The following is a 24,059-nucleotide window of genomic DNA, read 5'->3' as shown; positions in this document are numbered from 1 at the left end:
GAAGTTTAAATAACTAGCTCAAATTTCTAGTTAACTTCAAAGACCATAAACAAAGTTCTTTGTTTTTTGTTGAAGTTATTGTCAGAGGCAATAACTAAGGTTTTATGACCGTTTGTAAGAGTTTTACCCCAGCTCATTGCCTCCATATTATCCATCTTAATGCCTTCAAATTCAGGAGTAAGTTCAAGAACAACTTTTCTCTCAACAGGAGTGTACTTAGCCTCTTTGAGTGAATCCATATCCTTCACATTTGTAGTTTCGTCAGTAATTGTAATTTTGACGATGCGGATAGTATTGCCAATACCATCAGCAAATGAACGTTCTAATGTTAGAAACTCGTTATCAGAAATTGCAAGAAGCTCTGTTAGGCCATTATCTACGTAGCCTTGTTTAGGAGAGGGGGTAGGAATTTTTGGAAGTTCATATACGTACTGAGCTAATGTAGTATTAGCTGATGGGTCAAATTTAGTTATGCGTATTTTGCTACCGTTATCCACACTAGCAGCTTCACCGTCTTGATATAGGGCGATCTCGGTTGCAAAGAACATCGAGCCATTTGGAGTAACGGCTAATCCTTCGAAAGAGTTATTATTTCTAACTCCTGAAGTTTTGTTATCTTTATATAAAAATTGTTCTGGAATTTTAAATTCTCTAAAATAAGATCCGTCTTCTTTCATTTCACGTATAAAGGGTTGGTATCTTTTAGTTGAATCATCATTCCAATTACCTTCTGAAGACCAGTATAGTGTTCCGTTAGAAGTATGTCTTATAGCTTCTGGATCTACAGTTCTTGAATCTGAAGAAAAATTTTCGCCTTGTGGTGTCTGCATATTATGAACTGAATCTACGGCAAAGTTTTGAATGCCATTTTCATCGTATTCAAGTTTGATTTTATAAAACCGGGGTGTACCTTTTTCTCCGCCTCTTTCGTCTGAAATAGCCCAAAATAAGCCATCTTCAGCCATATCTAAACCAGATATGCCTCCAAATTCAGTATTAAAGGCTTGAGTACCAGTCTCAATTTCGTAAGAGCCGATTAATTTAAGAGAATTAATATCAGCATCGCCTGCATAAGAAAAATTTAGGCTAGCCGACAAAAGTAATGCAGTAATTGAAAATGTAAACTTGTGAAACTTCATAAATACCTCCAAACAAATAACACAGTTTAGATAGTTAAAGTTTCACAAGTGTTAAAAATTACAAGTGATACAAAAGGCTAGAAATAAGACCTGAAACTTCTAACCAAAAATAAAATCAACGAATTCCAGAACAGTTAAATCTAGTGATAGTACTTTCTCTATAGTATCCGTCCTTAAGAATCAGACATTGATTAATTGTATGAGGTAGCCCCTCAATTTCGTATATTTTGTACCCTAGTACTACAGTTTTCCCGTCTCGTTTTATATACTTCTCTCCAGGATTACCAATAGAGATGCGAATCTGACGTTCAGTGTATCCTTTTGGAATTTTGTCTATATCTGATTGATGCACAATATGGACATCTGGTTTTTTCTCCACGTTTATCACTTCATAAGGAACACCGTCAGGACTAAGCACATTATTAGTAGATGTAGTTTCACATCCAGCCAGAACTAACGCTATCAAAGGGCAGTAGAGGAACTTTTTCATATTTAATCCATGTAAAAACGCACACTTTAATACTAGCCTAAATCTTTATATTTTTCTCATACTGCTACTAAAAGTAATATTTTGCTTTAGCTTGTGGCAATAAAACCCCATGTCGGCAATATTTTGTAAATGTTATATAATAATGATTCTTATTTACATTTTCATTCTTAGGTTGGGGTTAATATGTCCTTTAAATTCAATAAAATTTTTGTCGGTCTTGTTGTTGGGCTCAGTATGACCGCAGCATCTAGTCTTGTTTCTGCACAAGAACATAAACATGAACACGAACACAAACATGAGCATAAACATGATCATGACCATAAACACAAAGATGGTCATATGAAATTTGATCACGTTCATATTGATGAACATGCTGCATTAGAAAACTACGCAAACATTGCCATCAAATATTACTCAGATGCTCTAAAAGATGCACAAACGCTTCAAAAAGCAATCAAAGATTTCACAGCTAATCCAACAGAAGAGACTCTAAAAGCTGCAAAAGATGCTTGGCTTATGTCACGTGAAACATATGGTTTAACTGAGGCTTTACGTTTGTCTAATGGTCCTATCGATGCCGAGGAAGGTTGGGTAGCAGAAACTTATGGCAATCTTGAATCTCAAATCAATGCTTGGCCTTTAGATGAATTTATGATTGACTACACAATCGATGCAAAAGGCAATCGCACAAGCGGAAATATTATCGATTCTACAGGTAAATTCAAGCCAACTGGCGATGACTCTAAAGAAGTTGACATTACTACCATCACTCCAGAAGTTCTTACAGAGCTTAACGAAAATGGCGGTGAAGCGAATGTTGCTACTGGATATCACGCTATTGAATTTTTGTTATGGGGTCAGGATCAAGACTACAACAGCATCGTAGAAGACAAAATTGCGTCTGGACCAATGACTGCTGGACAAAGACCACTAACTGATTACACAGAGGATAAATTCAAAGACCGTCGTAAAGATTACTTGAACGCAGTAACTGATAAATTAGTTAATGACCTTCAAGTTTTAGTTAATGCATGGTCTACTGAAAGAGATGGAGCTAAAGGGCTTTATCGTCAAGCACTTTTAGGCGAGCTTAAAGGTGAAGAAGCTTCTAAAAATATTGAAACAGACGTAGCTATCAAGCAAATTCTTTCTGGTCTGGGTGTATTTATAAAGTCTGAATTAGCAAACGAAAGGATTGCAGTTGCGGTTCTAACTCCTTCAGAAGAAGACGAGCACTCTTGCTTCTCAGATAACACTCACAGAGATATCGATCAAAACTTCAAAGGATGGTTAGATTTTCTTAAAGGTCAAACTAACGGTAAATCTACTGGTGTATCTTTCTATGATTCTTTAGGAAAAGAAAACAAAGCTAATATCGATAAATTAATTGCTGACGTTGAAAAACGCATTGCCGATATGAATGCAGTAGCTCAAAAAGAAATGCATTTTGATTATCAAATTCTTCCTAGCAATGAAGCTTATAACAAAAACATTGTTAGTATGAAAAATCAAATGCGTCGTCTTGGCGATCAAATGATCGTTGTGGCTAAGTCTCTTCATATTGATTTGACAGAAGACGATGTAACAGATGCTGAAGAAACAAAAGTTAACTAAGTTTCTTTTTGGCTTAGTTGTATTTTTTAAAGCCTTGCCGTCTTCGATGGCGGCAGGCACTGAAGGTTTAAATGACGAGCAGATTGACTCATTCACTGAGGGACGCTCGTTTTTTCATATTCCATGGGTGGCGGCTCCTAGTTCAACTACTGCACGTGATGGCTTAGGACCGTTATTCAGTTCCAATACCTGTGCTTCATGTCATATTTCTTCAAAGCCTAACGATCCATTGATTACAGATAAATTTGTTAACAGCTTGTATGCAGTGAAATTGTCTCAATTTAAAGAGCATTTAAAAAGAAGAGCTGAACAAATTACTATTCCTGATCCTGTATATGGACATCAACTTTCATCAAAAAGTATTTCCTCAGTACCATTAGAAGGTAGGGTTTCACTTGCAAAAAGAATTTATAAAACTCTAGAAAGTGGTTCAAGCTCAATATCTTTATACAACTGGGAAATAGTCACACATCATCTAGGTTATGGCCCCATTTCTGAAGATACTGGTGTATCAATAAGAATAACACCAACGCTTATAGGTATAGGTTATGTAGAATCTTTAGATGGTGAATATATAGAACAAATAGCTAAGGAGCAAAAAGCTAATAACCCTTCCATGGCGGGTAGGGTAAACCGTGTTTTCAATCCTTTAACTAAAAATATGGAAGTTGGAAAATTCGGTTGGAAGGCATCGCAAGCTTCAGTCGTAACCCAAACTGGAGATGCGGCTCTAAACGATATGGGGCTGACAAATGCTGTGAGTAATCAAGAATCCTGTACTAAGTTTCAAGTTGAGTGTTTAAATGCACCCCGTGGTAGGAGACTTAAGTATGAGATGCATTTGCCTGACTATGATTTGCCTACGCACCGACTAGAATCCATTGCATTTTATGTAAAAAAATTACCATTGCCACCTAAGAAGGATTTAAAAGAAGAGCCTATCAGAGGTCGAGAAATTTTTGATGGGTTGCAATGTTCTTTTTGCCATAAACCTGAGCTTAAGACGGCTCAGGGTGAAGTGTTTAAGCCATTCTCTGATTATCTGCTTCATGATATGGGTGATGGACTAAACGATAGGAGACCAGAATTTGAGGCTACGATTTCCGAATGGAGAACTGCACCTTTATGGAGAAACTATCTTAAAGCCGAATTGGGTTTAGGATATCTTCACGATGGTAGGGCACAGACTCTTGAGGAGGCTATTGGGTGGCATGGTGGTCAGGCATCGGCATCTAGAGATGCGTTTTTGAAATTGTCTAAGGAAGATCGCGAGGCCTTGCTGATCTTTTTGAATTCTTTGTAGGTTGATTATGAAAGTTCTTAATAAGTTTGTATCTGTTTTTGTAAGTTCTCTGCTTCTTTCTGGAATTGCATCAGCTCAGGATAACCCCGAATTTAAGCCTGAGTTAGAGAGTATTTACGATAATATTATTTTGAAAAATGCAAGCATTGCCAGCCAAAATTGCAGGCAGCTTGAAGAGAAAATTAAATTAAAGGTTCAAGATCCAACAAACACAGATTATGCAGATAAGTTTTTGGCGTTTGTGGATAGTTGGAGGGCAGTACAGACCGATTATATTTTGGGGGATCTTTCTGAGGATTATTTAGACCATCCAAATCTTATTGATACTTTTCATAACGGTAAGGAAGATTTCGTAGCAGTTTTAAAAAGAGCGCTTGAAGGAGATACGGCTGCGGATAAGGCATTGTTTAAAAACTCTACAAAAAGTTTAAATAGCCTGGAGTACGTGTTATATGGTGATTCTGTTATATCAACAAGGGATCTTGAATTTGCTCAAGTTATGGTGGCTTCGATTTGTAAGCGAGTAGATGATATTGAGCAAGGTTATAAGGAAGCCAAAAGCACGTACTTAGAAAACCCGAATAAATCTTTAGCCTCATTAGTTAATGCATTGTCCACAAGTATTTTTACTACTAAGGAGTGGAGGATTGGAGATCCTGCAGGGTTAACGAGAAAATACTTAGACAAACCAGATCACAATCGTTCTGAGATGCCATATAGTAGCATTAATTTTCGATCTTTGAAGGCGGTTTACAAGGCTCAAAAAGAGCTATTAGATCCGAATTCAGAACACAAAAATTTATTTCATATCTTAGATAAATTTAAAGTAAAAAAAGTAGGAGAAGAAATAAACGAAACACTAAATCAAGTGATAGCTAAGCTTGACCCGATTAGCTCTGACTTCGATTTATTTAAACCTGAAACCATTAAACCTATATACGAACTTTCAAATAAACTTTATAAGCTTTATTACGTGAGTTTAATCTCGGAATTGCCAGTTGTGGCTAAGGTTATGGATGCTGATGGAGACTAACTTTCTACTTGATTCCACTCAGCGGTTATTTTGGCTATATCTTGCTAGTTCAGCGATTATAGCTGCCGTAATTACAGCCATAAATGCCTACAAAAACGGTTGGAGTTTAAAACTGATTTTGGCTCAGTCAAAATCTTATATTAAACATCCAAGCACAGTGCTGGATATCAAGTATTTTTTTGTGATTAGCTTTATTAAAATATTGCTGATCGCTCCGCTTATTCTCTCTGCAAAAGAGGTTGCTCTTTTTGTCTTCGAGCTTCTTTTCCCGTATGTGGGTAGACCTTCTAGTTCTATTTCATATGCTACCTTAAGCATAATATACGCAGCAGTACTTTTTCTGGTCAGTGATTTTTCTCGCTACTGGTTGCATCGCCTTATGCACAAAAATAAATTCTTATGGCATTTTCATAAAGTGCATCATAGTGCCGAGATAATGAATCCACTTACCTTTTACAGGGTACACCCGATAGAAAATTTGCTTTTTGGTTTGAGATATTCCATTGTGGCTGGATTAGTGACGGGAGTTTTTTTGGCTTTTTACGGACCACGTCTTAACATGTGGTCTATTTTGGGTGGCAATGCCTTTGTGTTCATCTTTTCAATTCTAGGCACACATCTAAGACACTCTCATATTTATCTATCCTACCCAAAATGGCTTGAGCGTTTTTTTATTTCACCAGCAATGCATCAAGTGCATCACTACAGCAAGTATGCAGAAAAAAATTATGGTAGTTACATTGCATTATGGGATTGGATGTTCGGCTCATTTGTGGCTTCCAAAGATGCAATTAGACCAAAAAAATTTGGATTTCCTTTTCAAAAAACTCTTTACAACTATTCAGTGAAGAATATGTTGCTGACCCCATTTTTAGATGCATTAAAGCTCGGGAACTATCATGTCAAAATTAGTCGAAAAACATAAATTTCTTTTAAATTTTCTATGTGTGCTTGTTTGCGGAGGTATTGCCAACGCACAAGAGAAACAAAATTCAGATTTACAGGCTCTTAAGGAGCAGACGGGTCAAGCACTGTTTTTCGATACGTCACTTTCTCTGAACAAAACGATGAACTGTGCATCCTGCCACGAACCTGGTAGAGCTTTTACGGATGGGCGAGATAGCCCTATTTCAATGATGGTATCTACAGGTGCAGACGGCTCTCATTTTGGAGATAGGAATGCACCCACAGCGATGTATGGGCGTTTTCATCTGCCATTTAGCTATGATAAAGAGCGTAAAACTTTTAAAGGTGGCGTATTTTGGGATGGTCGTGCTAAAGACATGGCAAAGCAAGCGGGCGATCCTCCTTTAAATCCAGTCGAGATGCAGATGCCCGATCGTAAAACCATAGTAGATCGCTTAAAAGAAAATCCATTTTATAAGGAAAATTTCGTTAAGATTTACGGGTCAGATGTCTGGGAGGATGTTGAAAAAGCATATGCAGCTATGGGTAATGCTATCGAAGCATACGAACATACGGATGAGTTTCAACCGTTTAATTCAAAATATGATAAGTATCTTAGGGGTGAATATGAGCTAACTCCTCTTGAGGATTTAGGCCGTACCTTGTTTTTTTCTAACAATAATGTGAACTGTAAAACCTGTCATTCTATAGAACGTGAAGATAGTCCAGTAGAGCCCTTCACATCATTTGAGTATCACAATATCGGAGTGCCTTCAAATCCAGAATTAATCAAATTCTTGAAGTTTAAGGATGACTACAAAGATGCTGGTTTACAAAAAAATCCGTTAGTAAAAGGTGATCCAAAACAGGCAGGCAAATTTAAAACACCTACTCTTAGGAACGTTGCGGTTACAGGTCCGTATATGCATAACGGAGTGTTCAAAGATCTGCGGACTGTTGTCCTTTTTTACGATAAATTTAATAATCCCGACAGAAAAATTAACCCAGAAACGGGAAAAGAGTGGGGTCCTACAGATTTTGAGGAAACTGTGAATCATGAGGACTTGAAGGCTAATGCCTTAACCGACAGAAAAGTAGATGCACTTGTTGCCTTTATGAAGACACTCACTGACGAGAAATATGAATATCTTCTAGAAGATAAAACGAAAAAAGAAAACAAAGACGGCAAAGAAAACAAAGGGTCCACAAATAGTGAACCCCAAACTGCTAGTAACGTGCATCCTTAGGCTTTTTACCGTTAGGCCAGTCATTTACTTTTTTCTCGAAATCTGGTCTTGGCATGTGAGTGAAATACTCGGCCACGTCTACAGCTTCTTGATCGTTAAGAACGTGTCCTTGTCCCCACATGCCTGTTTTTTGGACAGACATAGGCATATTATCGCGTATGAATGCTGCTGCCTTGTAAGTTCTAGCCATACCTGCACCGATATTAAATGATCCCTCCCCCCCCACAAAGGAGGGAATACTAAATTACCTCGATCATCATTTAAACCAGCACCATCAGAACCGTGACAGGTTGCACACTGAGCTGCATAGATTTTCTTGCCGTTTTCGACGTTCGGTATAAGTTTATTATTTATTTTGCCACCAATATCTACCTGTATAACAGCTTTCTCAGGAATGCTTTCAGCAAGCCATTTGTAGTAAGCAATTATTGCTTTCATCTCTTTAGATTCTGGATCAATTGGTTTGCCATTCATGGATCTTTGGAAGCATCCGTTGATGCGAGCTTTAATATCTACCTCTTTGCCAGCTCTGGGCATAATTTTTGGGTACTTATAAAAGCTATTAAAATAGTGAGCGCCTAGAGGTTCTTTACCGCTTCCGATGTGACAGCTATTGCAATTCATATTCGCCCCAACATTATCAGGCAATAGCCTTTTCGTCTCATTCAGTAGCTTAGACCCGTAAATAATAAGATCTGCATCTGGGTGATTTACAACATCAGCAAGTCGTGGAATCTGATAATCCTCTTTTACGATTTCATCACCTTTTTTAACTACTATCATGTCGCGTTTTGCAGGCGTATCGACTACATTTTTACTATCACAAGCATATAGACCTAAAGCCATAACTGTAGCTATTGAAAGTTTAGTTAAACTATTGAACTTCATATTATTCTCCCACGTAATGAGATGCTTTATTTTTCAAAAAAGCCCTCATTTCAGATACTTTTTCTCTAGAAGTTTGAGGTGCAGAATTGGTCCAAGAATTACGTATGTAATTTACAAGTATGGCAATGTCCGCATCGCTCAGATAGTCAAACTTAGGCATAGCAAAACTCATAATGTCATGCGGTGTATGAGCACTGTGGCTTCCCTCAAGCATAAGCTGAACAACTGATTCTGGATTATGGGCTACTACCGCAGTATTATTGTTTAATGCAGGGAAGATCCGTTTGACCCCGTTGCCATCAGGTCTATGGCATGTCATACAGAACTCCATATACAGCAAGCCACCACGAGATCTGTCAGTTCCTGCGAGCAAATTTTCTGTAGTCTTGTCTATTTTTTTAGGCCTTTCTGTAGTTCTACCTTTAGTAGGTGGCAATGATTTTAAGTACGTCGCCATGGCATTTAAGTCTTTATCAGTCAAATATTGCAAGCTGTGTTGTACAACATCGCTCATAGCACCAAATGCGAAATTGTTATCAGTTCGGCCAGTTTTGAAAAATGATTGAATTTGCTCTACAGTCCAATCGCCAAGCCCATTTCCTTCGCCTCTCAGACTTTTCGCCCTCCATCCATCAACAATAGCACCCGTCAAATAATCATCACCATCTGACAAAGAGTAGGATTTTTCTTGGTAGGCAAAACCTCTAGGTGTGTGACAGGCACCACAATGCCCAGTACCTTCAACTAAGTATTCACCACGGCTTATAGCCTCATCTGCATTAGATGGAGGCGTAAACTCTCTTTTAGGAGCAAATAACATTTGCCAGTAAGCTACGGGCCATCGCATAGACATCCAAAATGGGAGTGTGTTACTTTGATTATGCTTAGATACAGGCTGAACACCTTTCATGAAATAGGCATATAGAGCTTCAACATCTTCATTTTTAAGTATGGTATACGAAGTGTATGGCATTGCAGGATATAAAGCGTGTCCTTTTTTACTTACACCATTTTTTACAGCGTTATAAAAGTCACTGTAAGTGTAGTGTCCAATACCAGTTTCTTTATCTGGAGTGATGTTTGTAGAATAGATTGCTCCAACGGGAGTCTGCATTGCTAAACCACCAGAGAAATCCTTACTCCCTGGGACGGTATGACAGGCGTAACAGTCGGCAGCTTTTGCTATATATTCACCTTTTTTTATGAGTTCATCATTAATTTGCACCTGCTCAGGTACAGAATCTTCTCTTAAGTATGTAATTAGAAAAGAAGATGCATATAACAATAAGCCAATAACTACTAATGTAAATAAGAAACCCACGAATTTCTTCATATATACCTCTCTAGGGAGTTTATTTAATTTATTATGTGCGTGATACAATTTTTTTCATATGTGACTTTCCACAAAATGCTTAGATTTTTGATCTAGATTAATGTTATTGCTTCTTAGAGCTTTGCTTATTTTTCTTTTTTTAAGCTCGGCAGTCCAAGCTAAAGATTGGACTATTGGAATTCAATCTCCATTTGGATCAGAAAGGGCTGAAGATATATGGCAAAAATGGGTTGATTCAGTAAACTCTAGACTGTCTAATGATCGCTTAATAATAAAAAGAATTAGTGTTTCTGATTTCCCACTTGAATTTAGGAATAAGTCTATAGACTTTATCATTGCACAACCTATTCAAATCTTACTTACTACAGAAGGGGCTAACGTATCGTGGATTGCCAGTCTACAAAGCCTATCTTCGGTTGTGCCTTCCATTGGTGATAATGTAGGTTCAGCCATATGGGTTCGTGCTGATAGTCCTATTCACGCACTATCCGAATTAAAAGGTAAGAAAGTTGCGGCCGTTGCAGAAAGTGCATTTGGCGGATATATAGGGGGCTTGGCAGTTCTAGTTAATTACGGTATACGCGAGTCTGATTTAAAAATAAATTTTACGGATTACCCTGTTAATAAAACCTTTGAGCATCTTCTAAAAAACAAGGCTGAGGCAGCAATTACACCGTTATGCTTGTATGAAAAATTAGTTGATGATGGCTTAATACAATCTGATTCAGTAAGACTTTTAAGTCCCAAACATATGTATAACTCATGTCAGGGCAATATCTCATTAAAGTCAAATTGGGTGCTGGCTTCTCTTGCACATGTTCCAGAAAGTTTATCAAAGCAATTAGCTGTGATAGCACTGTCAGATAGGAAGGATTTGACAGAGCCAATTTGGATTCCTCCAAAATCTAATACTGAAGCCGAAATGCTACTTAATCGACTAGGAAAACACCCAAATCAATTATCTCTTTGGGAAAATATACAGAGTAGTTTTAATAAAAATAGGCATCTTTGGGAGCTTGGTTTAATGGCTGTATTTGTGATTATTGCCAACCATTTTTTTGCTATATGGCTTGCTCAGAGACGAAATAAGCGAATTAAAGCTATAAATCAGGATTTAAATGAGACTGAGCGACTCGTTTATCAGGCTGACAGAGTGAGCATGTTGGGGGAAATGGTTTCAGGTATTGGCCATGAGCTCAATCAACCACTAAGTGCTATTTTATATTTTGCAGAAGGGCTAAAACTGGGTGTTTCAAGCGATAAATTAAAAAATGATGAAATTTTGTCGGCTTTGGATTCAATTGTTTGTGAAGTTAAGAGTTCTAAGAAAATTATTGATAATGTAAGGCTGTGGGGCAAGAGACCATTGGAGGATGCAGTACAAGAAGTCGATTTATCCACGTTTTTAGATGAAGTTAAAAAGCTAATTTTTATAAGGCGAAATATAAACATAAGTATCGTATGCCCTACTAGTATTGCAGTTAGAGCAGACCCACTCAAATTAACTCAAATCATACTGAATGCAGTTTTAAACAGTTTTCAAGCTGGGGCTACAGAAATTTCAATAGTATGTGATCAAGAGTCTCTTAAAATTCTGGATAACGGGCCAGGCTTTAGCAAGGAACAGTTGGATTTTCCATTTGTACCCTTTAGGACTACACGTAAGGAAGGGCTGGGTATTGGTCTTGTTATTTGCGAAAGGTTGGCTAAAAGTATGGGGATGTACTTAAATATTGCCAATAAAACAAATGAAAAAGGTGTGATTTCAGGTGCTTTAATACAATTAATTTGGAGGGATGCAGTTGCCTGAGTTGTATGTCCATGTCATAGATGATGAAGAGAGTGTACTGAAAGCCTGTGCATTCCTGCTCAATTCTATGGGTTATCAGTATAAAACGTGGAGTGATTCACTTGAATTTTTGCGTTTAACAGATCTACATAGCACGGCAGTTGTTATCACGGATCTTAGGATGCCAAATATCGATGGCGAGCATCTTGTTCAACACCTAAATAATTCTAAATCAACATTAGGTGTAATCGTTTTAACTGGACATGGAGATGTGGATACTGCGGTTAAGTTATTGAAAAATGGAATAGTCGATTTCCTACAAAAGCCAGTGGAAGCAAAGAATTTGGCTGAAAGTATATCTACTGCGTGGCAATATTCCTTAAATGCATTTAGAGATTGGAATAACTTTAAAATCTACGATTCACTAAACTCAAAAGAAAAAAACATCTTAAATCTTATTGTTAGTGGCTATTCAAATAAAGAAGCGGCTAGTAGCATGCATTTATCTGTTAGAAGTATTGAAGTTTATAGAGCAAATTTACTAGATAAGTTTGCCTGTAAACACTTAACTCAATTAGTAAGAATAATTGAGCAATTAAAAGATAGATACAAAATTTAAAGTCACTTTATTACAGTTTTGTCATATGAAATTTTAATTATTTCGTGTTTAATTTTTGTCATCAAATTTGTAAGTCCTTGATTTACCGTAAATTGACTGTTGTACGGTTGCAAATTGTTACATTATTTTTTTTATTTTTAACAGTTTTTTAACTTTCCATATTTATTATTTCATCAAGTTTCCCATACCATATGGGATTTAAATATTTTTTTCCTAGAGGAAGTAAAGACATGCAAAAAAAATGGATCAAATCTGTGCTTGCAACTAGTGTATTTGCTGGTTTATGCATGGGTGCAGTAGCTTCTGCAAAAATCACTGACCTTGTACCAGTAGATCAAAAAGCTTTTGATATCATCAAAAACCGTATGGAAAACAGTGCTGAAAAAACAGGCATTACTATCCTACCTATCGATCAAGCGAAATTCCTTAAAGGTCAACGTTTTGACTTCGAAGTTGAAGTTGCTGACGAGACAACTAAATCTGTTGAAGTTACTTTCAACGGTAAATCATTCAAAGATATTTTCGGTGCTGATTTAAAACGCATTGAAAACCAAACTAAAGACGGTAAAAAATATGTTTCTTTCCGTGCAGAAAACGTATCAATCGCTAGCGTTGGTGATATCGAATTAGTAGTTAATGCTGAGACTGATTCTGGCAAAAAAACTCGTAAAGTTATGTGGTCAGTTGTTAGCGATGCTTCTGATAAAAAAGCTAAAAACGTGATCCTATTTGTTGGTGATGGTATGAGCCTTCAAGCTAAACAGCTTGCTCGCATCCTTTCAAAAGGTATTTATGAAGGACGTTATAACAACCTTTTAGCAATGGAAACTCTTCCAAACGTAGCAATCGTTTCTACTTCTGGTTATGATTCTATCGTGACTGACTCTGCTAACTCTGCATCAGCTTACAACACTGGTCATAAATCAGTAGTTAATGCTATGGGTGTTTATGAAAACCATACAGAAGACACTTTGGACGATCCTAAAGTTGAAACTATTTCTGAAATTGTTAAACGTACTCGTGGTATGGCCGTTGGTATCGTAACTACAGCCTCAGTAACTGATGCTACTCCAGCTGCTGTAACTGCTCACACTCGTCGTCGCGGTGACCAAGATTATATCGCTGCAGACTTCCTAGCTGAATATCACCGTCCTGACGTACTTCTTGGTGGCGGTATCCGTTACTTCGTTCCTAAAGCTCAAGCTGGTTCTAAACGTAAAGATGAAACTGATGTAATCAAAGACTTCGAAGCAAAAGGCTTCACATACGTTGGTAACCGTAAAGAGATGAATGCAGCTCCTGACGATAAGCCACTTTTAGGTCTGTTCGCTTCAAACCATATGGACGTTTATATGGATCGTGAACACATCCCTAATAAAGAAGTAACTAAAGGATTTGACGATCAACCTAACTTAGTTGAAATGACTAAAAAAGCTCTTGATATCGTTTCTAAAAATCCAAACGGTTTCTACCTAATGGTTGAAGGTGCATCTATCGATAAACAAATTCACACTATGGATTGGCAACGTGCAGTATACGATGCAATTGAAATGGATAAAGCAGTTGAATATGCTAAAAACTGGTCTAAACAAAATGGTGACGATACTCTAATCGTTGTTATTGCCGACCATGCTCATGGTATTTCAATCACAGGTACTTATACTGAAGCTGACGGTAGAAAAGGTCGTGATGCAGTACGTACTTACGCTGAGGCTAAATACCCTAACTTTGTAGATGAAGACGGTGACGGTTTCCCAGAAGATCCAAATCCAGAACACACTTTAGCAGTTCAATATGCTAACTTCCCTGATCACTACGAGAACTATCGATTCCAAACTAAACCTACTGCTCCAGCTCTAGCTGCAAAAGATGCTGATGGTAAAGAAACTATCAAAGCTAATCCAGCTCGTGCTCCAGAAGGTGCTCGTTTAATCGAAGGTAATTTACCTACTGATAAAGAAACTCAAGAAGTTCACTCAGCTGACGATATCGTTGTTATGGCTGGCGGTCCAGGCTCTGACTACTTCAAAGGTCACATTGAAAATGTTGAAGTATTCTTCGGTATTATGCGTGCTCTTGGTATAGATGCTGTTGCTGAAAAAGCTCAAGCTTCAGAATCAAAAGCAACTGAAGCTAAACCTGAACAAAAACCAGCACAATAATTCATAGTAATTAACTGTTACTTTTGAATTTTTATGACCAAGGAGCTTTGGTTCCTTGGTCATTTATATTTTGTAATACGGCTCGTTTAAAATGAATCAATGTTGATTAGCTTTTTCCTCTAATGAAATTACGTATTGCCACTTTGATATTCTCTTTTTTTACTTTACTTGCATCTCAGGTTTTGGCAGAGGCTATCCCTCTTTCATATAAAGAGATGTATAACGTGACGAGTAGGGGATTACAATTTTCAAAACGGTTGACATCATTAAAGGGACAGCAAATTAAGATGGTCGGGTTTATGGCTCCGCCCCTAACTCCGACTATCAACTTTTTTGTTCTAGCTGAAGAGCCTATGGCTATTTGTCCATTCTGCTCTACAGATGCCGATTGGCCAGATAATATTATTGTCGTAAAACTTGAAAAACCTGTTGTTGCATTGCCATTTGATAGACCAATTATCGTAGAGGGAACGCTTGAAATTGGTAGTGAAGTCGACGCTGAAACTGGTTTTGTAAGTCAAGTCCGAATTAGGGCAAAAAATATTAAGGAATAAATATTTAACTTAAAGTTCATAAGTTTTTGTTATATTAGGTCATCTTTTTTTTGATATAAAGTATCATGATCTCAATTAGTGACCTTACCAAAGACTACCCCGATGGACAGGGGATTGTGCGAGCATTGACGCTCCCTAAATTAGAAATCGCAGATGCTGAGCAGTGGGCTCTTGTTGGCCCAAGCGGATCTGGTAAATCAACTCTTCTTCACATTTTATCTGGATTAACTAAACCTACAACTGGATCAGTTAGTATTGATGGAGTTAAGTTAAACGATCAATCACCAGAGTTTTTATCAAATTGGCGTGGCAAAAACATAGGATATGTTTTACAAACTTTAAGCCTACTTCCGTCGTTATCTGCTTTTGATAATATTCTGACTGGTGCATATTTTGCTGGTATAAAACTGACTGATAAGGTCAAAAATGAAGTGAAGGATATGCTTTCTAATATGGGCCTTGCAAATATGGGTCACAAAAAACCTGCACAATTATCACAAGGTCAGCAGCAAAGGGTTGCCATTGCTAGATCTCTAATAAAAAAACCAAAACTTATTTTGGCTGATGAACCGAGTGCAAGTTTGGATAGGGAAACTTCAAGCAATATCATGGATATGCTTATTAATTATGCTAATGCAAACGGTGCAACTTTATTAATTTCTACACACGATCCTGAAATTAGATCACGCTTTAACAAAGAAATTAGTTTGACTCACGGGGTGCAACATGCTGAGTAAAATAAGTCTTAAAGAGCTTTTTCATAAGCCATTTCAAACGATACTTCTTATTATTCTTATTGCTTTATCGATTGCAGCTTCGGTTTTCTTTGTATCGTTAAATCAGGGAATTCATGGCGGATTGGTTAAGGCGACGGAGCCATTCCCACAAGTTGTAGGAGCTAAGGGTGGTATCAATCAGCTACTTTTGAATACTGTGTTTTTGCAAGATCGACCTATAGGTAATATTCCTCAAAAAGTTTTAACTGATCTTAAGGCAAATAAATTAGTAAATATGGCTATACCCCTTGGATATGGGGATAACTACCGAGGGTTTAGGTTAGTTGGTACTTCTACGGATATTTTTAATTACTCACCAAAAAAAGGTGGTGAAAAATGGATGACCTTAAAAGAAGGTAGAATTTGGGATAAACCATTTGAAGCTGTTGTTGGAAGTGGCGTAGTTGAATTAACTGATATTAAAATTGGAGATACTTTCAAAACTATTCACGGATTTTCTGAGCATTCATCACATCAGCATGACAATTTATATACTGTAGTTGGTATTTTGAATAAAGTTGATGGTCCATATGACCAAGCTATTCTTACTGACATGAGATCTATTTGGGAGGCTCACGCACATCACCATCATCATCACGACCACGATGAGCACGATCATGAAGGGCACGATCATGAACACGATCATGAACACGATCATGACCATGATGCACATGACGACCACGATCATGACCATGAAGGTGATGTAGCTCACGACCACGATGAGCACGATCATGAAGGGCACGATCATGAACACGATCATGACCATGATGCACATGACGACCACGATCATAACCATGAAGGTGATGTAGCTCACGACCATGAAGGGCACGATCATGAACACGATCATGACCATGATGCACATGACGACCACGATCATAACCATGAAGGTGATGTAGCTCACGACCACGATGAGCACGATCATGAACACGATCATGAACACGATCATGACCATGATGCACATGACGACCGCGATCATGACCATGAAGGTGATGTAGCTCACGACCACGATGAGCACGATCATGAAGGGCACGATCATGAACACGATTATGACCATGATGCACACGACGACCACGATGAGCACGACCATGAAGGGCACGATCATGAACACGATCATGACCATGATGCACATGACGACCGCGATCATGACCATGAAGGGCACGATCATGAACACGATCATGACCATGATGGCGGAATGACCTTAGACAAAGCTGCTAAAAATGACGTGAATCCTATCTACGTTAATGATGGCAATAATGCAGCTACGACTGGAGAAGTAACTGCAATTCTTGTTCAGCCAGCTGGTTATGGTGAAGCTATGAAACTTGCTCAAGAGTTTCAATCTAACAAAGAAGCACAGTTAATATTCCCTGCACAAAATATCATTCAATTGTTCTCTTTAATGGGGCAAGGTGAGAAATTTTGGTACTACGTAGGTGGGTTCTTAATTCTGACTGCATTGGCATTGGTTCTTCTAACTATGTACTTATCAAGCCTAACACGAATGAGAGAACGTGCGGTTTTACAAACTTTAGGTGCATCTAGAGGTCAGCTTCTTAGAATTAGCCTAATACAAAACGGTTTCATCATAATACTTGGCGGCATAATTGGGTATGCATTAGGTATGCTTGCATTTGCTACGGTTAGTAGTCTAACTAGGGATAAAACAGCAGTATTTATGCCAGTTGATTTCTATGAGTTACCTATTTATATTGCCATAGGAACAGTTATTTTAGGGCTTATAGTAAGCATAATTCCTGCTTACATAATAAGTAAAAAGGATACTTTAAAATATCTGTAAATTCTTTAAAATTAAGGGACTGATTTCGTGTCAGTCCTTTTTTTTATTTCGGAGATGCTATGAAATTTCGTTTTCCAATTGTAATTATCGATGAGGACTTTAGATCTGATAGTGCTTCTGGATTTGGTATACGGGCATTGGCTGATGCGATTGAAGAAGAGGGTTGGGAGGTATTGCCAGCTACTAGTTACGGAGATTTGACCTCCTTCGTTCAGCAGCAAAGTAGGGCTTCTGCTTTTATTCTTTCGATTGATGATGAGGAATTTGAATCTGACTCTCCTCAGGATGTTGCAGAGGCGATTCGTAACCTTCGTTCGTTTATAAATGAATTACGATTTAGAAATGAGGATATACCAATTTATTTGCACGGCGAGACCCGTACTTCAGAGCATATTCCGAACGATATACTAAAAGAGCTACATGGATTTATTCATATGTTCGAGGACACTCCAGAATTTGTTGCCCGACATATTATTCATGAGGCGAAAAGTTATTTGGACACGCTCGCTCCTCCATTTTTCAGGGAGTTAGTTTCATACGCACATGATGGTTCTTATTCATGGCATTGCCCTGGGCATTCAGGTGGTGTTGCGTTTCTTAAAAGTCCTGTTGGTCAGATGTTCCATCAATTTTTTGGCGAAAATATGCTCCGTGCGGACGTATGCAATGCGGTTGAAGAGCTAGGACAGCTACTAGATCACACTGGACCAGTTGCTAAATCTGAGATAAATGCAGCTCGTATTTTTCATGCAGACCATTGCTATTTCGTGACTAACGGCACTTCAACTTCTAACAAAATCGTTTGGCATGGCAATGTAGCCGAGGACGACATTGTCGTGGTCGATAGAAACTGTCATAAGTCTATACTCCATGCCATAACTATGACTGGTGCCATTCCTGTTTTTCTTAGACCAACTAGAAATCATCTTGGTATTATTGGTCCAATTCCTTTGTCAGAATTTGAGCCTGAAAATATAAAAAAGAAAATAGAAGATAACCCGTTTATTTCTGATGAACTTAAGAAAAAACCACGTATCCTAACTCTCACTCAAGGTACGTATGATGGCATTCTTTACAACGTCGAGATGATTAAGGAAAAGCTTGGCGACACAATGGAAAATCTTCACTTCGATGAAGCATGGCTTCCTCATGCAGCCTTTCATGAGTTTTACACTAACATGCATGCCATTGGGGCAAATAGACCTAGGAGCAAAGAGGCGATAATTTATGCTACCCATTCCACACATAAAATGCTTGCTGGAATTTCTCAGGCATCTCAAATTATTGTTCAGGATTCTGAATCACGTAAATTAGATAGAAATATTTTTAATGAATCTTTCCTTATGCACACGTCAACATCGCCTCAATACGCAATCATTGCCTCATGCGATGTGGCTGCTGCGATGATGGAGCCACCTGGTGGAACAGCACTTGTGGAAGAAAGCATTCGTGAATCCATGGATTTCCGTAGGGCAATGCGTAAGGTTGCATCTGAATTCGGTAAGGACGATTGGTGGTTCAAAGTTTGGGGGCCACCTCGTTTAGTACAAGAAGATATCGGTTGGCAAGGGGACTGGCTACTTGAGCCTGATGCTGACTGGCACGGCTTTGCCAACATAACTGAAGGGTTTACGATGTTAGACCCGATTAAGACAACAATCGTAACTCCAGGACTGGAAATCGATGGTACTTTTGAAGAGTCAGGTATACCTGCTTCACTTGTTAGCAAGTATTTAACTGAACATGGAATTGTGGTTGAAAAAACTGGTCTTTACAGCTTTTTCATTATGTTTACGATAGGCATAACCAAAGGGCGATGGAATACATTGCTTACATCACTTCAACAGTTCAAAGATGACTACGATAAAAATCAGCCTCTCTGGAGGAGTATGCCTGATTTTATTAAGCAGTATCCAATGTATGAATCTTTCGGGTTAAGGGATTTATGCCAAAAACTGCACGAAGCATATCATCATCGGGACCTGGCTCGTATTACCACTGAAGTTTATGTAAGTGAAATTGAATCAGCAATGAGACCTAAAGATGCTTATAACAAAATGACTCGAAGACAAATTGAGAGAGTTGATATCAATGAGCTAGAAGGACGAGTTACTGCGGTTTTGCTAACACCATATCCTCCAGGTATTCCACTTTTAATTCCTGGCGAAAAATTTAATAAAACAATTGTTCAGTATTTGAAATTCGTTTGCGAATTTAACGTGGAATTCCCAGGGTTTGAGACTATGGTTCATGGATTGGGTACGGAAACATTGCCAAATGGGGAAATCCACTACTACGTAGACTGTTTAATTGATTGATTTGTATGTCATAATAGCCAAATTGAAATTGTAAGGAGTCTAATTTATGTCAGCTATCAAGGGTGTTTTTACTGCTTATTTTAGGTTCAATTTACTATATAAAATTCTCATCGGTTTGTTACTAGGGTCTGTTGCAGGCATTATCTTTCAAAATAATGCAGACATGGTTGCGTTTTTAAAGCCATTCGGGGATATATTTGTCCGCTTGCTTAAGATGATTATGGTTCCAGTCATTGCATGCACGCTTATTGTAGGGGCGAGTACGATTTCACCCTCGCACCTTAGTCGTGTCGGTGGAAAAATCGTTATTTTCTATCTTGTAACTTCACTATTTGCAATCGTTATAGGTCTGCTATCTGGTCATATTCTTGAGCCTGGTGTGGGTCTTGATTTTGCAGGAGCTGAAGGCAAAACTATAGAAGCTAAAACTCCTTCATTAAGCTCTATTTTCCTTAATATCATTCCAACAAATCCTATGGAAGCTTTTGCAAAAGGAAATGTACTCTCAATTATTTTCTTTTGCTTGCTTTTCGGGATTGCACTTGCATACGGTAAAGATAGTAAAGATGAACTTTTAAGCAAATCATCTCAAACCGTATATGAGTTCATAGATGGTGTAAGTCACATTATGTTCCGCATAGTTTCATGGATTATGCAGTACGCACCATTCGGTGTATTTGCTTTGATATTTATTGTGTTTTCTAAACATGGTGCTGCAGGTTTTGGGCCTCTATTAAGTGTGACAGCAAGCGTTTACATAGGTCTGATTTTGCAGGTTTTAGTCGTATATTTTGGTGTGTGTTTACTAATGGGAATTAGTCCTGTTAAGTTTTTGAACAAAGTCCGAAATCCGATGATTACTGCGTTTGTGACACGTTCTTCAGGAGCGACACTTCCTGTTTCTATTGAAGCTGCAGAAAATATGGGTGTGCCTAAAAGTATTTATGGGTTTGGTTTACCAGTTGGGGCTACCATAAATATGGATGGTACTACGATTTACTTAGGCGTATGTGCTATGTTCATTGCCAACTCTATAGGATTTGATCTTGATTTATCACAACAGCTCACTATTGTTATGACTGCAGTTTTAGCTTCTGTTGGGACGGCGGGAGTTCCAGGGGCTGGAGCTATCATGCTTCTTATGGTTCTTGAGTCGGTTGGAATTAAGGTGGATGCAGGTACGCCCGCTTCTGTAGCTTACGGTATGATTTTAGGTATTGATGCACTACTTGATATGGGACGCACCTCGATGAATGTAGTGGGAGATTTGTCTGGAGTAGTAGCAGTATCAAAAAGTGAAAAACTACTTGATACCACTAGGTGGCAATGAACTCCTCCAGAGAGTTACTAACAAAGTGGCCACACCGGCGGGAATCGAACCTGCATCGAGAGCTTCGGAAACTCTAATTCTATCCATTGAACTACGGTGTGAAAAATTATTATTTGAGCAATATCTATTATAATTTTATTTTTTAGGTTCACTAGGATATTGTATGAGTACTAGTCACTCCAACAAATCAAGTCAAACATTTAAATTATTGGTATTTGTTTTAGCGATACCAGTACTTTTAATCATTATTCTTATCCGTGCATTGAATGGTGGAGGTACAGACCCTGCACTTATGACTGCTGAGGCTATTGAAGATAGAATTGCCCCTATCGCAAGATATAACTTAGTAGAATCTGCACCTGCAGATGATGGTCCTAGGGAGCCATTAACTGGTGAAGGTGTTTATAAAAGAATCTGTTTCTCCTGTCATGACGCAGGTCTTTCAGGTGCACCCTTATTTAAGGATGCTGGTGCTTGGGGGCCTCGCATTGCCAAAGGTAAAGATACGCTATTTCAGCACGCTTTAGGTGGATTTAATCTTATGCCTGCTAAAGGAGGTGATGCTAAGTTGTCAGATTTAGAAGTGCAACGAGGTGTGGTCTATATGGCTAATCAAGCTGGCGCGGGCTGGGAAGAGCCAGCAGCTCCAGCAACTGAAGAAAAACCTGCTGAGGGTGCAACTCCTTCAGAAGGAACGGCACCTGCAGATGGTACAACCCCTCCTGCACCAGCTGAAAGTGTAGCGCCTGCAGATGGTACGTCTCCATCAGCTGAAGAAAAACCATCAGAGGCTCCAGCCCCAGCAGATGCATCGGCTCCAGCTCCAGAACAACCTAAATCTTCTGAACAAAAAGTAGAAGAAGCCAAAGATAAAGCAGTTGAAAAGACTGAAGAAGCGGTTGATTCAGCAAAAGAAAAATACGATGCTATGAAGGATGCTGCTGGTGACAAAATTGATGCTATCAAAGAGTCAACATCCGAAAAGGTTGAAACTATCTCTCAATAATGTCTAATAACTCTATTCTGGTTTCTAAGCCAGAATACCTTCAATTTGAAGATACATTAGAGTTATCGAGTGGGCAATCCCTAAACTCATTTACACTTGCCATTGAAACATATGGCAAGTTAAATCCCTCTGCCACTAATGCTGTATTAATATGTCACGCACTTAATGCATCACATCACGTTGCAGGTGTCTATGAAGACAATCCAAAAGATGTCGGTTGGTGGGACAATATGGTTGGACCTGGTAAACCTGTTGATACTGATAAATTCTTTGTAATAGGTGTTAACAATCTCGGTTCATGCTTTGGTTCTACAGGTCCTAAGAGCATAAATCCCAAAACTGGGAAACCGTGGGGGTCTACATTTCCAATATTAACAGTAGAGGATTGGGTCAATGCACAATCTCGTGTTGCAGATAGACTTGGCATAAAGAAATTTGCTGCTGTTATGGGAGGTTCACTTGGGGGCATGCAAGCTCTTACTTGGGCAATACAATTGCCAGAAAGAGTCGAACATTGCATCGTAATAGCAAGTACTACAGGGCTTTCCGCACAAAACATTGCCTTCAATGAAGTTGCTAGGAGATCAATAATCACGGATCCTGATTTTCATGACGGTCACTACATTGAACATGAATCAAGGCCTAAAAATGGTTTATCAGTTGCACGGATGATTGGTCACATAACTTATCTGTCTAACGATGATATGACCGAAAAGTTTGGGCGTGAACGTCGTACAAATAGTAACTATAACTATGACTACGATGTGGAATTTCAAGTTGAGTCTTATCTCCGATATCAGGGAGAAAAATTCAGCAAATATTTCGATGCTAATTCATACCTCTTGACCACAAAGGCCCTTGACTATTTCGATCCAGCTAAAACTCATGGCAATGGCAGTCTAGAAAGTGCACTAGAGCCAGTTAAAGCGAAATTCCTAGCCATATCATTTACAACGGACTGGAGATTTCCCCCTGAAAATAAACGTAAATTAGTGAAAGCTCTTCTAAAGGCTGGCAAATCTGTCACATATGCGGAAATTGATGCTCCTCACGGGCATGATGCTTTTCTACTTTCAGATGAAAAATATCATAGAGTAGTAAGAAATTATTTTGAAGAAATCCATGAGGAAATAATTCAAAAGCAAAGTCCTCACAAAAAAATTCCAGTATTAGAAAGGCAAGACCTTAAACAAATTGCAAGTTGGATAAACCCAATGGAGAAAGTTCTTGACCTAGGATGTGGTGACGGTTTGTTATTGCAGTATTTACAGGAAGTAAAAGGTGTAAATGGTTTAGGTGTTGAATTTGACGATGAGAAGTTTGCTTCTGCTGTATCTAAGGGGGTTCGAGTTGTTCAACAAAACCTTGAAAGTGGATTGGAGTTTTTCTATGATAAGCAGTTTGATGTAGTTGTTCTCTCGCAGACATTGCAATCAATGAAAAACACCGAGACCATTCTTTTGGAAATGGCACGAGTAGCTAGGCGGGGAGTTGTGTCTTTTCCAAACTTTGGTCATTGGTCTCATTGGTGGTCAATTATGAATGGACGTATGCCCGTTACTGGTCAAATGCCATATGAATGGTATAACACGCCAAATATACACCTTTGTACACTATATGATTTTGAGAGACTCTCTGAAAAGCTCGGACTTAAAATCCTTCAAAGAGTCACATATAGGGATAACGCTGAAATTAGTTTTTTACCAGGCTGGAGGAGCAGTTTAGCTCTATACTACTTCGAAACGTAAAACATT

18 protein-coding genes, 1 tRNA gene and 2 pseudogenes are annotated in these 24,059 nt (G+C 38.4%); 16 read left to right on the top strand and 5 right to left on the bottom strand.

Features of this window, described 5'->3' with window-relative positions:
* Positions 1–26 precede the first annotated feature (26 nt).
* Together KUI_RS07260 and KUI_RS07255 are read right to left on the bottom strand one after the other, a co-directional pair.
* On the bottom strand, positions 27–1,139 hold the full coding sequence (locus tag KUI_RS07260) for an esterase-like activity of phytase family protein (protein ID WP_014840625.1): 1,113 nt from the start codon (positions 1,137–1,139) through the stop codon (positions 27–29).
* A 115-nt stretch (positions 1,140–1,254) separates the two neighbouring features.
* Positions 1,255–1,629: a hypothetical protein gene (locus KUI_RS07255; protein ID WP_013521649.1), complete on the bottom strand. Its 375-nt coding sequence runs from the start codon at positions 1,627–1,629 to the stop codon at positions 1,255–1,257.
* 183 nt (positions 1,630–1,812) lie between these two features.
* Between KUI_RS07255 and KUI_RS07250 the strand changes: the two genes are divergently transcribed.
* Genes KUI_RS07250 through KUI_RS07230 form a run of 5 tightly spaced genes read left to right on the top strand, consistent with a single transcriptional unit; the run spans position 1,813 to position 7,732 of the window.
* Positions 1,813–3,243 (top strand): imelysin family protein, encoded by a 1,431-nt coding sequence (locus tag KUI_RS07250; RefSeq protein WP_013521648.1) that lies wholly within the window; start codon positions 1,813–1,815, stop codon positions 3,241–3,243.
* On the top strand, positions 3,218–4,546 hold the full coding sequence (locus tag KUI_RS07245) for a di-heme oxidoredictase family protein (protein ID WP_014840624.1): 1,329 nt from the start codon (positions 3,218–3,220) through the stop codon (positions 4,544–4,546). The genes KUI_RS07250 and KUI_RS07245 overlap by 26 nt, the downstream gene beginning before the upstream one ends.
* A 7-nt stretch (positions 4,547–4,553) precedes the next feature.
* Positions 4,554–5,579, top strand: a complete 1,026-nt coding sequence (locus tag KUI_RS07240; protein ID WP_014840623.1) for an imelysin family protein — start codon at positions 4,554–4,556, stop codon at positions 5,577–5,579.
* Positions 5,569–6,504 (top strand): sterol desaturase family protein, encoded by a 936-nt coding sequence (locus tag KUI_RS07235; protein ID WP_013521645.1) that lies wholly within the window; start codon positions 5,569–5,571, stop codon positions 6,502–6,504. Before KUI_RS07240 ends, KUI_RS07235 begins: the two co-directional genes overlap by 11 nt.
* Positions 6,479–7,732: a cytochrome-c peroxidase gene (locus tag KUI_RS07230; RefSeq protein ID WP_013521644.1), complete on the top strand. Its 1,254-nt coding sequence runs from the start codon at positions 6,479–6,481 to the stop codon at positions 7,730–7,732. Before KUI_RS07235 ends, KUI_RS07230 begins: the two co-directional genes overlap by 26 nt.
* On the opposite strand, the pseudogene KUI_RS07225 reads toward KUI_RS07230, so the two are convergent.
* Together KUI_RS07225 and KUI_RS07220 are read right to left on the bottom strand one after the other, a co-directional pair.
* A pseudogene (locus KUI_RS07225) lies at positions 7,713–8,620 on the bottom strand (c-type cytochrome). The gene KUI_RS07230 and the pseudogene KUI_RS07225 sit on opposite strands and share 20 nt — an antisense overlap.
* Position 8,621: 1 nt before the next feature.
* A complete protein-coding gene (locus tag KUI_RS07220; protein ID WP_013521642.1) occupies positions 8,622–9,953 on the bottom strand; it encodes a cytochrome c in 1,332 nt (443 codons plus the stop codon).
* A 100-nt stretch (positions 9,954–10,053) separates the two neighbouring features.
* Here KUI_RS07220 and KUI_RS07215 point away from each other — a divergent pair, with 100 nt between their 5' ends.
* The 8 genes from KUI_RS07215 (at position 10,054) to KUI_RS07180 (ending at position 21,299) form a co-directional block, all read left to right on the top strand.
* Positions 10,054–11,763, top strand: a complete 1,710-nt coding sequence (locus KUI_RS07215; RefSeq protein WP_013521641.1) for a sensor histidine kinase — start codon at positions 10,054–10,056, stop codon at positions 11,761–11,763.
* A complete protein-coding gene (locus tag KUI_RS07210; protein ID WP_235231357.1) occupies positions 11,750–12,361 on the top strand; it encodes a response regulator in 612 nt (203 codons plus the stop codon). The genes KUI_RS07215 and KUI_RS07210 overlap by 14 nt, the downstream gene beginning before the upstream one ends.
* A gap of 230 nt (positions 12,362–12,591) precedes the next feature.
* Positions 12,592–14,523, top strand: a complete 1,932-nt coding sequence (locus KUI_RS07205) for an alkaline phosphatase (protein ID WP_013521639.1) — start codon at positions 12,592–12,594, stop codon at positions 14,521–14,523.
* A 122-nt stretch (positions 14,524–14,645) separates the two neighbouring features.
* Positions 14,646–15,077 (top strand): hypothetical protein, encoded by a 432-nt coding sequence (locus KUI_RS07200; protein ID WP_013521638.1) that lies wholly within the window; start codon positions 14,646–14,648, stop codon positions 15,075–15,077.
* Between the two features lie 65 nt (positions 15,078–15,142).
* Positions 15,143–15,814, top strand: a complete 672-nt coding sequence (locus KUI_RS07195; RefSeq protein ID WP_014840619.1) for an ABC transporter ATP-binding protein — start codon at positions 15,143–15,145, stop codon at positions 15,812–15,814.
* Positions 15,804–17,651 (top strand): FtsX-like permease family protein, encoded by a 1,848-nt coding sequence (locus KUI_RS07190; protein WP_014840618.1) that lies wholly within the window; start codon positions 15,804–15,806, stop codon positions 17,649–17,651. Before KUI_RS07195 ends, KUI_RS07190 begins: the two co-directional genes overlap by 11 nt.
* Before the next feature lie 59 nt (positions 17,652–17,710).
* On the top strand, positions 17,711–19,969 hold the full coding sequence (locus tag KUI_RS07185; protein ID WP_013521635.1) for an arginine/lysine/ornithine decarboxylase: 2,259 nt from the start codon (positions 17,711–17,713) through the stop codon (positions 19,967–19,969).
* 46 nt (positions 19,970–20,015) lie between these two features.
* Entirely contained in the window at positions 20,016–21,299 is a 1,284-nt protein-coding gene (locus KUI_RS07180; protein ID WP_013521634.1) for a dicarboxylate/amino acid:cation symporter, read from the top strand.
* A 26-nt stretch (positions 21,300–21,325) separates the two neighbouring features.
* Here the strand turns inward: KUI_RS07180 and KUI_RS07175 are convergent.
* Positions 21,326–21,400, bottom strand: a tRNA-Arg gene (locus KUI_RS07175).
* A gap of 62 nt (positions 21,401–21,462) precedes the next feature.
* Here KUI_RS07175 and KUI_RS07170 point away from each other — a divergent pair.
* The 3 genes and pseudogenes from KUI_RS07170 to metW all read left to right on the top strand — a co-directional run bounded on the left by KUI_RS07170 (position 21,463) and on the right by metW (position 24,053).
* Positions 21,463–22,305 (top strand): c-type cytochrome, encoded by an 843-nt coding sequence (locus tag KUI_RS07170; RefSeq protein WP_014840617.1) that lies wholly within the window; start codon positions 21,463–21,465, stop codon positions 22,303–22,305.
* Positions 22,305–23,438 (top strand): annotated as a pseudogene (gene metX, locus KUI_RS08535) (homoserine O-succinyltransferase MetX); the annotation flags it as partial. The gene KUI_RS07170 and the pseudogene metX, both read left to right, overlap by 1 nt.
* Positions 23,424–24,053: a methionine biosynthesis protein MetW gene (gene metW / locus KUI_RS08530; RefSeq protein WP_225972025.1), complete on the top strand. Its 630-nt coding sequence runs from the start codon at positions 23,424–23,426 to the stop codon at positions 24,051–24,053. The pseudogene metX and the gene metW, both read left to right, overlap by 15 nt.
* Positions 24,054–24,059 lie beyond the last annotated feature (6 nt).

Source organism: Taylorella equigenitalis ATCC 35865, from assembly GCF_000276685.1.
GTDB lineage: Bacteria > Pseudomonadota > Gammaproteobacteria > Burkholderiales > Burkholderiaceae_B > Taylorella > Taylorella equigenitalis.
The sequence above is the reverse complement of the archived record's forward strand: the minus strand, read 5'-3'. Positions and strand labels throughout refer to the sequence as shown.